13 protein-coding genes and 1 other RNA gene are annotated in these 12549 nt (G+C 68.2%); 10 read left to right on the top strand and 4 right to left on the bottom strand.

Annotation, left to right across the window (positions count from 1 at the left end):
- Window positions 1-68: 68 nt before the first annotated feature.
- The 5 genes from cbbX (at window position 69) to Ga0080574_RS17510 (ending at window position 3727) form a co-directional block, all read left to right on the top strand.
- Window positions 69-1001 (top strand): CbbX protein, encoded by a 933-nt coding sequence (gene cbbX / locus Ga0080574_RS17530; protein ID WP_076702730.1) that lies wholly within the window; start codon window positions 69-71, stop codon window positions 999-1001.
- Window positions 998-1699, top strand: coding sequence for a ribulose-phosphate 3-epimerase (gene rpe, locus Ga0080574_RS17525; protein WP_076702729.1), 702 nt, complete (start codon window positions 998-1000; stop codon window positions 1697-1699). The genes cbbX and rpe overlap by 4 nt, the downstream gene beginning before the upstream one ends.
- A gap of 3 nt (window positions 1700-1702) precedes the next feature.
- On the top strand, window positions 1703-2257 hold the full coding sequence (locus Ga0080574_RS17520; protein WP_076702728.1) for a thioredoxin family protein: 555 nt from the start codon (window positions 1703-1705) through the stop codon (window positions 2255-2257).
- 118 nt (window positions 2258-2375) lie between these two features.
- On the top strand, window positions 2376-3041 hold the full coding sequence (gene gph / locus Ga0080574_RS17515) for a phosphoglycolate phosphatase (protein WP_076702727.1): 666 nt from the start codon (window positions 2376-2378) through the stop codon (window positions 3039-3041).
- On the top strand, window positions 3038-3727 hold the full coding sequence (locus Ga0080574_RS17510; RefSeq protein ID WP_076702726.1) for an HAD family hydrolase: 690 nt from the start codon (window positions 3038-3040) through the stop codon (window positions 3725-3727). The genes gph and Ga0080574_RS17510 overlap by 4 nt, the downstream gene beginning before the upstream one ends.
- Window positions 3728-3785: 58 nt before the next feature.
- Here Ga0080574_RS17510 and Ga0080574_RS17505 read toward each other — a convergent pair whose 3' ends face one another.
- The gene (locus Ga0080574_RS17505; RefSeq protein ID WP_076706042.1) at window positions 3786-4385 is read right to left on the bottom strand and encodes a class I SAM-dependent methyltransferase; all 600 of its coding nucleotides are present in this window, start codon (window positions 4383-4385) and stop codon (window positions 3786-3788) included.
- A 163-nt stretch (window positions 4386-4548) separates the two neighbouring features.
- Here Ga0080574_RS17505 and Ga0080574_RS17500 point away from each other — a divergent pair, with 163 nt between their 5' ends.
- The 3 genes from Ga0080574_RS17500 to Ga0080574_RS17490 are packed head-to-tail and all read left to right on the top strand — an operon-like array spanning window position 4549 to window position 8066.
- On the top strand, window positions 4549-5751 hold the full coding sequence (locus Ga0080574_RS17500) for an ABC transporter substrate-binding protein (RefSeq protein WP_076702725.1): 1203 nt from the start codon (window positions 4549-4551) through the stop codon (window positions 5749-5751).
- A 37-nt stretch (window positions 5752-5788) separates the two neighbouring features.
- Window positions 5789-7429 (top strand): ABC transporter permease, encoded by a 1641-nt coding sequence (locus Ga0080574_RS17495; RefSeq protein ID WP_076706041.1) that lies wholly within the window; start codon window positions 5789-5791, stop codon window positions 7427-7429.
- Window positions 7422-8066 carry an ATP-binding cassette domain-containing protein gene (locus Ga0080574_RS17490; protein WP_076702722.1) on the top strand — a complete coding sequence of 215 codons (645 nt, stop codon included), beginning with the start codon at window positions 7422-7424 and terminating at the stop codon, window positions 8064-8066. The genes Ga0080574_RS17495 and Ga0080574_RS17490 overlap by 8 nt, the downstream gene beginning before the upstream one ends.
- A 56-nt stretch (window positions 8067-8122) precedes the next feature.
- On the opposite strand, the gene Ga0080574_RS17485 is transcribed toward Ga0080574_RS17490, so the two are convergent.
- Window positions 8123-8593, bottom strand: coding sequence for an SRPBCC family protein (locus Ga0080574_RS17485; RefSeq protein WP_076702720.1), 471 nt, complete (start codon window positions 8591-8593; stop codon window positions 8123-8125).
- A 51-nt stretch (window positions 8594-8644) separates the two neighbouring features.
- Window positions 8645-9607 (bottom strand): NAD(+) diphosphatase, encoded by a 963-nt coding sequence (gene nudC / locus Ga0080574_RS17480; RefSeq protein WP_076702718.1) that lies wholly within the window; start codon window positions 9605-9607, stop codon window positions 8645-8647.
- Window positions 9608-9803: 196 nt separating this feature from the next.
- Between nudC and Ga0080574_RS17475 the strand changes: the two genes are divergently transcribed.
- Window positions 9804-11780, top strand: a complete 1977-nt coding sequence (locus Ga0080574_RS17475; protein WP_076702716.1) for a bifunctional 2',3'-cyclic-nucleotide 2'-phosphodiesterase/3'-nucleotidase — start codon at window positions 9804-9806, stop codon at window positions 11778-11780.
- 56 nt (window positions 11781-11836) lie between these two features.
- Window positions 11837-11935: signal recognition particle sRNA small type (ffs, locus tag Ga0080574_RS17470), an RNA gene on the top strand.
- Between the two features lie 104 nt (window positions 11936-12039).
- Here ffs and Ga0080574_RS17465 read toward each other — a convergent pair.
- Window positions 12040-12549, bottom strand: coding sequence for a dual specificity protein phosphatase family protein (locus tag Ga0080574_RS17465; RefSeq protein ID WP_076702714.1), 510 nt, complete (start codon window positions 12547-12549; stop codon window positions 12040-12042).

Genomic DNA, 12549 nt, shown 5'->3' with positions numbered 1-12549 from the left:
CCGGTCGCGGGACGGGCAGCGCCCCGTATGGATATTTTCAGCCAATGGAAGACAGGAAGGTCGCCCTCATGACTGCCGAGCCCAAGGAGATGACGCCGCAGACCGTGGATCTTGCCGCCGCCTACGAGGACTCCGGCGTGAAAGAGGTGCTGCGCGAGCTCGACGAGACGCTGATCGGCCTGGCGCCGGTCAAGAAGCGCATCAAGGAGACGGCGGCGCTGCTGCTGGTCGACCGCGCCCGGCGCGAGATGGGGCTCGCCACCGAGACCCCCACGCTGCACATGAGCTTCACCGGCAATCCCGGCACCGGCAAGACCACGGTGGCGCTGAAGATCGCCGATCTGCTGCATCGGCTGGGCTATGTGCGCAAGGGCCATCTGGTCACCGTTACCCGCGACGATCTGGTCGGCCAGTATATCGGCCACACCGCCCCCAAGACCAAGGAGGTGCTGAAGAAGGCCATGGGCGGGGTGCTCTTCATCGACGAGGCCTATTACCTCTACCGCCCGGAGAACGAACGCGACTACGGCCAGGAGGCCATCGAGATCCTGCTCCAGGTCATGGAGAACAACCGCGACGATCTGGTGGTGGTGCTGGCGGGCTATGCCGACCGGATGGACCGGTTCTTCGACTCCAACCCCGGTTTCCGCTCGCGCATCGCGCATCATATCGAATTTCCCGATTACAGCGACGACGAGCTGGCGCGGATCTCCGAGACCATGCTCGCCGAACAGAATTACGTCTTTGACGCGGGTGGCAAGCATGCGATGGAGGAGTATATCGGCAAGCGGCGCGCGCAGCCGCATTTCGCCAATGCGCGCTCCATCCGCAATGCGCTCGACCGGGCGCGGCTGCGGCAGGCCAACCGGCTGTTCGAGACCTCGACCGGCCCGCTCGACGCAAAGGCGCTGAGCACGATTACAGAGGCGGATATCCGCCCCAGCCGGGTCTTTCAGGGCGGGCTGGACGTGGACCGCGCGCATGAGGAGACACGCGCATGAGCTTTGACCGTTCCATCAAGATCGCCCCGTCGATCCTCTCGGCCGATTTCGCCAATTTCGGCGCCGAGATCCGGGCCATCGAGGCGCAGGGCGCCGACTGGGTGCATGTGGATGTGATGGACGGGCATTTCGTCCCGAACCTCACCTTCGGCCCGCCGGCGGTGAAGGCGTTCCGCCCGCATGTGAAAACCTTCATGGACGTGCATCTGATGATCGCGCCGGTCGATCCCTATATCGAGGCCTATGCCGAGGCCGGCGCCGACATGATCACCGCCCATGTGGAGGCCGGCCCGCATATCCATCGCACGCTTCAGGCGATCCGCGCGCAGGGGGTGAAATCGGGCGTGGTGCTGAACCCGGGCACGCCGGCGGAGGCGGTGGCCGATGTGCTCGATCTCTGCGACATGGTGCTGATCATGACGGTGAATCCCGGTTTCGGCGGGCAGAAATTCATCCATTCCGGCATCGAGAAGACGCGCAAGATCCGCCAGATGATCGGTGACCGCGAGATCCATATCCAGATCGACGGCGGCATCACCCCCGAGACCGCGCCGCTGGTGGTCGAGGCCGGCGCCGATGTGCTGGTGGCGGGTTCGGCGGTGTTCAAGGGCGGCTCGGTCGATGCGCCCGAGGTCTACGGCCAGAACATCCGCGCCATCCGCGAGGCGGCGGAGGGCGCGCGGGCAAAGGCGGCCTGAGCCATGGCCGCGATCCCGCCCGTCTGTCATTTCGGCTGGAAGGCGCCGGGCTTTTCCCTGCCCGGCACCGATGGCCGCCGCTACGGCTATGCGGATATCGCCGGCCCCAGGGGCACGCTGGTGATGTTCATCTGCAATCACTGCCCCTATGTGCTGGCGGTGCTCGACCGGATCATCCGCGACGCGCGCGACCTGCAGGCGCTCGGCATCGGTGTCGTGGCGATCTCGGCCAACGATGCCGAGGCCTATCCGCAGGACAGTTTCGAGAACATGAAACGCATGGCGGAGGAGCGCGGCTTTCCCTTCCCCTATCTTTATGACGCGGCGCAGGGCGTCGCACGCGCCTACGATGCCGCCTGCACGCCGGATTTCTTCGGCTTCGACGCGGGCGGCGGGCTGCAATATCGCGGCCGGCTCGACGCCTCGCGCCGCGAGGCCGGCCCGGCGGATCTGCGCCGCGATCTCTACGAGGCGATGAAACAGGTGGCCGAGACCGGCCATGGCCCGAGAGAGCAGATCCCCTCCATGGGCTGCTCGATCAAGTGGAAATCCGCCTGAGAGGCGCGCGCCCTGCGCGTCTTCTCTTTCCAAATACGCATGCTCCAGCGCCATCGCCGCGACCTTCCGGTCAGGGGCGCGACCTCCGCCACGAAGGATCTTCTCCGTGAATACCCCCATGAAAACCATCGTCTTCGACCTCGACGGCACGCTGATCGACAGCGCCCCCGACCTGCATCTCGCCGCCAATCTGGTGCTGCGCGACGAGGGCCTGCCCGAGATCAGCTTTGCACAGGCGCGCAGTTTCATCGGCAAGGGCGCGGGGGTGCTGATCAGCCGGGTCATGCAGGCGGTGGGCCTGGGCGACGATCCGGCGGAACACGCCCGCCTGCTGGCGAAGTTCATGAGCCACTACGAGGGCGAGCCCGCGCATACGCTCGTCTATCCCGGCGTGATGGACGCGCTGGGGCGGCTCGAAGCGATGGGCTGCGCCATGGGGCTCTGCACCAACAAGCCGGGCGAACCGACGGCGATCGCGCTGCGGCATTTCGGCTTCGACCGCTTCCTCGGCAAGGTCGCCAGCGCCGACACCTTGCCCCAGCGCAAGCCCGATCCGGCGCCGCTTTTGCATGTGATGCGCGACCTTGGCGCCGAGACGGCGCTCTATGTGGGCGACAGCGAGGTCGACGCGGAGACGGCGGAGCGCGCCGGCCTGCCCTTCGCACTCTATACCGAAGGCTATCGCAAGACGCCGGTGGCGGAACTCTACCACAGCTATGTTTTCGATCATTTCGACCAGCTGCCGGATCTGGTTGCCCAACACTTCGCCGACGTGAAGGCATGACGCCCGCGGCGCTCATCTTCGATGTCGACGGCACGCTGGCCGAGACCGAGGAGACGCACCGGCAGGCCTTTAACGAAACCTTCGCCGCGGAGGGGCTGGGCTGGCACTGGACGCGGGAGGCATACCGGCGCCTGCTGCGCACCACCGGCGGCAAGGAGCGCATCCGCGCCTGGCTGGCTGAGACCGGGGAGACCGTGCCGGATGTCGCGGCCCTGCACGCGGCCAAGACAAGGCGCTATGTGCAGATCCTGCAAACCGGCGGGCTGCGCCTGCGCGAGGGTGTGGCCGAACTGATCGACGCAGCCCGGGCAAGCGGGTTGCGTGTCGCGGTGGCCACCACCACCAGCCGGCCGAATGTCGAGGCGCTCTGTCAATGCTGCTGGGGCAGCCCGGGCGATGCCGTCTTCGACGTGATCGCGGCGGGCGACGAGGTGGCGGCGAAGAAACCGGCGCCGGATGTCTACCTGCTGGCGCTCCACCGGCTGGGCCTGCCCGCAAGCAACGCGCTGGCGCTGGAGGACAGCCGCAACGGGGTGCTATCGGCGCGCGGCGCGGGGCTGGAGGTGCTGGTGACACCCTCGGTCTACACAGAAGGCGAGGCGTTCGACGGCGCGCTGGTGCTGGGCTCGCTGCGCCACGATGCGCTGCCGGAGGGGTTGCGCGGGCTGTTTTCCGCCCGCGCCTGAGCAAATTCCTTCGAAGGAATTTGCAAGACCCTTCGAAGGGTCTTGGCCGCCCCCACCGTCACGACAAAGGCTTCACCGCCACGAGGTCGATCAGCGCCGAGCGCCCGACATGGCCGCCGCCCTCGTCGAGCTCCGCCTCATAGGCTTCGAGCTCGCGGATCTCCAGATCGCCAAAGGCTTCGCGCAGCAGCTCGGGCGTATAGAGGTTCTCCACCGCCTTCGGCCCGCCTGTGCCATAATCAAGCTGTTTCGGCGTGTAGCCGTGCAGCATCAGCACGCCACCGGGTTTCACCGCGCGTTTCATCCGCTCGAAAAGCCGCGCCCGCGCCTCAGGGCCGACGAACTGGATGAACACGCCCAGCACCAGATCGAACCGTGCCTCGGGCCAGGCCCAGTGCTCGATATCGGCCACCTCATAGGCCACCGCGACCCCGCGCTCATGCGCGAGCGCCCGCGCTTTCTCCACCGCCGTGGGCGCCCCGTCCCAGGCGATCACCTTCAGGCCCTTTTCCGCCAGGAACACCGAGTTGCGCCCCTCGCCATCGGCCACCGAGAGCGCAAACTCCCCCCGCTTCAGCCAGCTTTCGTGCCGGCGTAGGAAGGCCGCCGGCTCGCGCCCGAACACGTAATCCTCGGTATTGTAGCGCTCTTCCCACATGCGGATCTCCATATCTGTTGCCTCAGAGACCTAGGCGCGCGCGCCTGACGAAACAAGCCGGGGTCTGTAACCTTCCCCACCGGAATGTCATTTGACCGGCGCCGGCGGCGCTTGCCATAAGCATCGGAAATGCCGACAAAAGCCGGCTCAGGGAGGCCCGCCAATGAAATCCGTCATCGCCGCCGCAACACTGGCCGCCACGCTCGCCCTGCCCGCCTGGGCAGACCCCGACCCCGCCGACTGGCAGGCGGTGCGCGAGGCGGCGCAGGGCCAGACCGTCTACTGGAACGCCTGGGGCGGCTCGGACTCGGTCAACGCCTTCATCGCCTGGATCGGCGCGCAGGCGGCGGATCGGGGCGTGACGCTGGAACATGTCAAGCTCAGCGACACCGCCGAGGCGGTGAGCCGCGTGCTGGCGGAAAAGACCGCCGGCAGGGATACGGGTGGCGGCATCGACCTCATCTGGATCAATGGCGAGAATTTCGCCGCGATGAAGGAAGAGGGCCTGCTCTTCGGCCCCTGGGCCGAGGCGCTGCCCAACCGCGCGCTGACCGATCCCGAGAACGCGGCACTTTCGGCGGATTTCACCGTACCCACCGACGGGCTGGAAAGCCCCTGGGGCACAGCACAGCTCGTCTTCTACCACGACAGCGCCCGCCTGCCCGAGCCGCCGCGCTCGATGTCGGCGCTGCTCGACTGGGCAGAGGACAACCCGGGCCGCTTCGCCTTTCCGCAGCCGCCGGATTTCCTCGGCTCGACCTTCCTGAAACAGGCGCTGATCGAGCTGACGCCGGATCGCGACGCGCTGTCGCTGCCGGTGACGCAGGCCGATTACGCCGCCGTCACCGCGCCGCTCTGGGAGTTCATGGACGCCCTTACCCCGCTGCTCTGGCGTCAGGGCCGGGCCTATCCGCAGAACAGCGCGCGGCTCATTCAGCTCATGGCCGATAACGAGATCGACATCGGCTTCGAGTTCAACCCCAACGCCGCCGCCAATGCCATCGCCAACGGCCAGCTTCCGGACAGCGTGCGCAGCCATGTGCATGAGGGCGGCACGCTGGGCAATGCCAGCTTTGTCGCCATCCCCTACAACGCCAATGCCAGGGAAGGCGCGATGGTGGTGGCCAATATCCTGCTCTCGCCCGAGGCGCAGGCGCGCATGGCCGATCCGGAGATCTGGGGGCTGGGCACCGTGCTCGACATGACGCGGCTCGACGATGCCGACCGCGCCCGCTTCGAGGCCATCGCCGCCGGCCCCGCCACGCTGAGCGCCGCCGAGCTCGGCGCCCCCCTGCCCGAGCCGCACCCGTCCTGGATGGAGCGGCTGGAGGAAGACTGGGCGGCACGCTACGGGATCGCCGAGTAAGGTGTTACGGCTCGCCCCGGCCCTGACGCTGCTGGTGATGCTCGGCCCGGTGGCGGCGGGCTTGGCGGGCACGCTGCTGCCCGCCTTCGGGGTGATGCCGGCGCTGGGGCGGATCGAGCCCGGGCTGATGCCCTTCCGCGATCTCATGGCCTGGCCCGGCCTGCCGCGCGCCATGGCGCTGAGCGCCGGCACCGGGCTCGCCGCCACGGCGCTGGCGCTCGGGCTCACCGTGCTGATCTGCGCCGGCTGGCAGGGCACACGCGCCTTTCGCTGGCTGGAGCGGGCGCTGTCGCCGCTGCTCTCGGTGCCACATGCCGCCGCCGCCTTCGGGCTGGCCTTCCTGATCGCGCCGTCGGGCTGGATCGCCCGCGCAATCGCCCCGCTCGCCGGCTGGGAACGCCCGCCCGATCTGCTAATCCTGCAAGACCCGCTGGGTCTGTCGCTGATCGCCGGGCTGGTGGTCAAGGAAGTGCCCTTCCTGCTGCTGATGACGCTGGCCGCGCTGCCGGCGCTGCGCCCGGGCCAGAGCCTCGCCACCGCGCGCAGCCTCGGCTACGGGCGCAGCACCGGCTGGCTGCTGACGGTGTTCCCGAGGCTCTATCCGCAGATCCGCCTGCCGGTCTATGCGGTGCTGGCCTTTTCCATGAGCGTGGTCGACGTGGCGCTGATCCTCGGGCCGAGCACGCCGCCGACGCTCTCGGTGCAGGTGCTGCGCTGGATGAACGATCCGGATCTGGCGCTGCGCCTGCGCGCCGCCGCCGGGGCGCTGCTGCAACTGGCGCTGACCGTCGCGGCGCTGGGGCTCTGGCGGCTGGGCGAGGCGGTGGTTGCAGGGCTGGGCCGGAGCCGGATCGCGACGGGCCGGCGCGGCGCGCGCGACGGCGCGCTGCGGGGCGTGTCGCTGCTGCTCGGCGCGCTCTCGGCGGCGGCGGTGGTTCTCGGGCTCGCGGCGCTCGCCGTGTGGTCGCTGGCGGGGTTCTGGGGCTTTCCGGCGCTGCTGCCCGACGCGCTCACCCTGAAAAGCTGGATGCGGCAGGGCGGCATGCTGATCGCGCCGGCGACCGAGACCCTGCGCATCGCGCTGCCGGCGGTGGCCATCGCGCTGCTACTGGTACTCGCCTGTCTGGAGGCCGAGCAGCGCCACGGGCTGCGCCCGACGCAGCGTGCGCTCTGGCTGCTTTACCTGCCACTGATCGTGCCGCAGATCGCCTTTCTGCCGGGGCTCCAGATCCTCGCGCTGGTCGGCGGGATCGACGGCACCCGGGCGGCGGTGATCGCCGCGCATGTGATCTTTGTGCTGCCCTATCTCTTCCTGTCGCTCTCGGATCCCTACCGCGCCTGGGATACGCGCCACGCCGCCGTGGCCCGCGCCCTCGGCGCCTCGCCCTCGGGCGTTTTCTGGCGGGTGCGGCTGCCGATGCTGCTGCGCCCGGTGCTGACGGCGGTGGCGGTCGGCTGCGCGGTCTCGGTCGGGCAGTTCCTGCCGACGCTGCTGCTGGGCGGCGGCCGGGTGCCGACGCTGACCACCGAGGCGGTGGCGCTCGCCTCGGGCGGCGCGCGGCGGGTGATCGGGGTTACAGCCCTTGCCCAGACCGCGGCGGCCTTCCTGCCCTTCGCACTGGCGCTGCTGCTGCCGGCGCTCATCTGGCGCAACCGGCGGGGGCTGCGCCATGGCTGAGGGGCTGCGGCTGGAGGATGTGCGGATCTCGCTCGGGCCGCGCCTGCTGCTGGCGCTCGACGCCGCCGTGGCGCCGGGCGAGGTGCTGACGGTGATGGGGCCGTCGGGATCGGGCAAATCGACGCTGCTGGCGGCGATCACCGGCACGCTGGCGCCGGGCTTCACGCTGGAGGGCCGCATCCTGCTCGACGGGCGCGACATCACCGCCCTGCCCCCGGAGGCGCGGCGCACCGGCATCCTGTTCCAGGACGAACTGCTGTTTCCGCATCTCTCGGTGGGCGGCAATCTGGCCTTTGGCCTCTCCCCGCAGATCCGGGGCCGCGCCGCCCGGCGGGCGCGGATCGACGCGGCGCTGGAAGAGATCGGCCTCGCGGGGTTTGCGGCGCGCGACCCGGCGACATTGTCGGGCGGGCAGAAGGCACGGGTGGCGCTGATGCGCATGCTTCTGGCGGAGCCGCGCGCGCTGCTGCTCGACGAGCCGTTCTCGCGCCTCGACACGGCGCTGCGCGGGCAGATCCGGGCGCTGGTCTTCGGCCGTGCAAAGGCACAGGGGCTGCCGGTGCTGCTGGTGACCCACGATCAGGCGGATGCCGATGCGGCGGGTGGCGAGGTGGTCCGGCTTGGGGAGGAGGGTTAGGAGGTCGATGTGGACGGGTGTGCGGTGGGCAGAATGCCCACCGCACCCGAACCGCCTCAACCCTCGCGCTTCAGCCGGTCCTCCAGCTCCTTGGCAAAATCCGCCATCTTCACCCGAAAGCGCTTTTCCAGATTGCCCTTGGCAAGCTTCATCGAATGCAGCAGCACCCGCGCCGAGAGCGTTTTGGGAACCAGCGCGATCTCCATGCCGACCCGGGTGCGCGAGCGCGACAGCGCCACGAAGTCGATCTGCGTGACCGCCTCGATCCCGCCCGAAACCGTGCGGTAGCACAGCCGGTTGGGCACATCGTATTCGGTCAGGGTGATCTCCGCCTCGCGCGGCTTGCCGCGAAAGCGGAACCCGGCCAGCCAGCCCATTCCCGCCGCCGGCTGCGCCGGATCGCCCGAGACCCGCCGCACATCGACGCCCCGGCGCATCACCTGGCGCTCGATATGGTCGAAATCGCTCGCCTGCGAGAATACCCGGTCAAGCGGCGCCTCGATATCTTCCTTGGTCGAAAACTCCATACTGCCCTCTGCCCCATCACCGAAGATGTTGTTGTTGCCCGCAGTGTCGCGTCAAGCCAGCCGGTCCGCAAGCCAGTTGCGCAGCAGAAAATGCGCGATCGAGCCCTTTCGCGCCGGCTTGATCTCCGGCACGGCACCGCCGAAGGACTCCGCCAGTTCCTCGCGGCTGACCCAGCGCGCCTCTTCGATCTCGCCCGGGTCGATCTCGATACGCTCGCTCTCGGCCTCGCCATGGCAGCCGATCATCAGCGAGGCGGGAAACGGCCAGGGCTGGCTGGCGAGATAGCGCACCGCACCGACGCGCACGCCGCTCTCCTCAAAGACCTCGCGGCGCACCGCCGCCTCCAGCGTCTCGCCCGGTTCGACAAAGCCCGCGAGGCAGGAATACATCCCCTCGGGCCAGCCATGCGAACGCCCCAGCAGGCAGGCATTGCCACGAGTGACAAGCATGATCACCACCGGATCGGTGCGCGGGAAATGCTGCGCGCCGCAGGAGGGGCAGATCCGCTGCCAGCCCGCCATGAACACATCGCTGGCGGTGCCGCAGCGGGCACAGAAGCCGTGGCTCGCATGCCAGCCGAATAGCGCCCGGGCCGTCGCTCCGAGCTCGGCGTCGCGCGGCGTCAGCCGGGTGAGCAGCGTGCGCAGCTCGACAAAGCGCTCGTCCGGAGCGCAGGCCGGGTGATACTGTTCGCTCTGGTCGAGAAAGCCGCCCTCAGCATCGCCTGCCGCCTCCGGCTCCCAGGCCGAAAGATCATGCGCAAAGATCGCGGCCTTGCCCTCTCGGCCCAGAAACAGCGGCGCGGCACGCGCCTCGCGCAGCACCGGATGATCGAGCGGCAGGCGGCAGGGCTCTGCCGCCTCTCCCGCCACCAGCAGCTTGCCTCGCCAGAGCGCCAGGGTGCGGCTGCTCTCGGCCTGCATCAGCGCGGCCATGGCCGGGATATCGCCCCGCAGCTCGGCGGCACGGTCGAGCCCCGAACCGCCAAAGGTCACCTCTTCCGCATGTCGCATCGTCACCGCTCCCTCGCACCGTCCGTCTTGCCATGCCATGGCAGCCGCCGCCTGGCAAATCGGATTCGGAGTGCGCGCTGCCGCGACGGAACGATCTCCCAGAGGTTGAACGACGCCGATTTTTCTTTCCTCATGTCGCCGGGCTGTTGGGAAACTGGTTTACGCACGAATCAGATCTCAGCGAAGGAATGCTTCCATGACCCGGCCCCGAACGTCCCAACTCACCCGCCGGTCCTTTCTGGCCGGAACAGCCGCAGGCTCCGCATTGATCGCACTTCATCCCTATTCGGCGAATGCCGCGCCGAACCAGGCCCATCTCCGGATCATGGAAACCACGGACCTGCATGTGCATGTCTATCCATACGATTATTACGCCGACAAACCGGTCGATACGGTCGGGCTGTCGCGCACCGCGTCGATCATCAGGGGCATCCGCGCCGAGGCGACCAATGCGATGCTGCTCGACAATGGCGATTTCCTTCAGGGCAATCCGATGGGCGACTACATCGCCTATGAGCGCGGCATGAAGGAGGGCGACGCCCATCCGGTCATCACCGCGATGAACACGGTCGGGTTTGACGCCGGCACGATCGGCAATCACGAATTCAACTACGGGCTGGATTTCCTGATGAAATCCACCGCCGGTGCCGAATTCCCCATCGTTCTGGCCAATGTCGCGACCGAGGCCGGCGCCGATCCGCGCGCCGACAAGACGCTCTTCAAGCCTTATGTCATTCTCGACCGCGTGCTGACCGACGGCGCCGGCAACAGCCATCCGATCCGCGTCGGCGTGATCGGCTTCACACCGCCGCAGGTGATGAACTGGGACCGCAAGCATCTCGAAGGCAATGTCCAAGCCCGCGACATCGTCGAGACAGCCCGCGCCTGGGTACCCCAGATCGTCGAGGAGGGCGCGGATCTGGTCATCGCGCTCAGCCATTCCGGCATCGGCGCGGCGGATCATGCAGACGGGATGGAGAACGCCTCGGTGCCGCTGGCCGGGATCGACGGGATCGACGCGGTGATGACCGGCCACAGCCATCTGGTCTTCCCCTCGCCGACCTATGCGGATTACGCGGGCGTCGATACCGGCGCCGGCACGATCCACGGCAAACCGGCGGTGATGGGCGGCTTCTGGGGTTCGCATATGGGGCTGATCGACCTGCTGCTGGAACGCGACGGCGCGGGCTGGCGCGTGGTCTCGACCAGTTCCGAGGCGCGGCCCATCGCGCAGCGCAACGAAGACCGCTCGGTCACCGCGCTGGTCGAGGACGACCCGGCGGTTCTGGCCTCCGCCGCGCAGGCGCATGAAGAGACGCTGGCCTATGTGCGCCGCGCCGTGGGCAAGACCTCGGCGCCGCTCTATTCCTATTTCGCGCTGGTGGCCGACGATCCTTCGGTTCAGATCGTCTCGAACGCGCAGCAATGGTATATCGCGCAGATGATGAAGGGCACGGAATACGAGGGGCTGCCCATCCTCTCGGCGGCGGCGCCCTTCAAGGCTGGCGGACGCGGCGGGCCGGAGTACTACACCGATGTGCCCGCCGGCGATGTGGCGATCAAGAACGTGGCCGATCTCTACCTCTACCCCAACACCGTGCGCGCGGTGAAGGTGACCGGCGCGCAGCTGCGCGGCTGGCTTGAGCGCTCGGCGGGCATGTTCAACCGGATCGCGCCCGGATCGCAGGACGCGGTGCTGCTGAACCCGGATTTCCCGAGCTACAATTTCGACGTGATCGACGGCGTCAGTTACCGGATCGACCTGTCGCAACCGTCGCGTTTCACCTCCAGCGGCGAACTGGCGGCACCGGAGGCACAGCGGATCGTCGATCTGCGCCATGACGGTGCGCCGGTGACCGACGAGATGGAATTCATCATCGCCACCAACAATTATCGCGCTTCCGGCGGCGGCAGCTTCCCGGGCACCGGCGATACGGTGATCTTCGAGGGGCCGGACACCAACCGCGACGTGATCGTGCGCTATATCGTCGAACAGGGCACCATCAACCCGAGCGCCGACGACAACTGGCGCTTTGCCCCGATGCCAGGCACCACCGTGCTGTTCGAGACCGGCCCGGCGGCGCGCGGTTATGTCGAGGACATGCAGGCGCTGGATCTCGAGGATGCGGGCGACACGCCGGAGGGCTTTGCGCGGTTCCGCATCGCGCTCTGACATCCGGCAAAGACGGCGGGGTTGCGAATCCGTCGCCGCCGCATTATCTGCGCTCTTGAGAGGTTGGCGCGGGCAGGCGCCTCGCCAACCCGGTCAGGTCCGGAAGGAAGCAGCCGTAACGAGCCCCGCTTGGGTCGTTGTCCAGCCTCTCACCTCTTTCCCCGCAATTTCGTGACGGCCTTCCCGGTTAATCGAGGGCGGGGGAACAGAGATTTTTCGTACGAAAAATCTTTGAACGAAAAAATTCGTACGAATTTTTTCAGTCCTCGTGCCGCAGAAACTGCGCCGCCTCGCGCCGGGCCGCCATCGCCCAGCGCATCTGGGCGCTCGTCTCCACCGCACAGGGCCGCACCGCGCGCAACCGCGCCAGCGCCTCGTCACCCGCCTCCCCTGCCTCGATCATCAGCCGCAGCGCAACCATGCCCGAGCGTCCGCACCCGCCCCGGCAATGCACCAGGACGCGCCCGCCGCCCGAGAGCGCGCGGCGCGCAAATCGACTGAGTTCCGGCCAATGCTCCAGAAGCGGCTCGTCGGGCGTTCCGAAATCGGCAATCGGCAGATGCGCCCAGCGCGCGCCGTGCTCCTGCACATGCTGGCCGATCTCCTGCGCACCGGCAGCGTTCAGTTCGGCCATCGTCACCAGCGAGATGACCATGGCCGGGCGCCATTCGTCGAGATGCGCCATGTCGCCCGCGTAATCGCCATCGCGCCCCGGCAGCGGTGCGATGGCGAGGATGCCGCCGGCAACAGGAAGCGCATGCACGATCAT

The sequence above is a fragment of the Salipiger abyssi genome (assembly GCF_001975705.1).
Lineage (GTDB): Bacteria > Pseudomonadota > Alphaproteobacteria > Rhodobacterales > Rhodobacteraceae > Salipiger > Salipiger abyssi.
The sequence above is the reverse complement of the archived record's forward strand: the minus strand, read 5'-3'. Positions and strand labels throughout refer to the sequence as shown.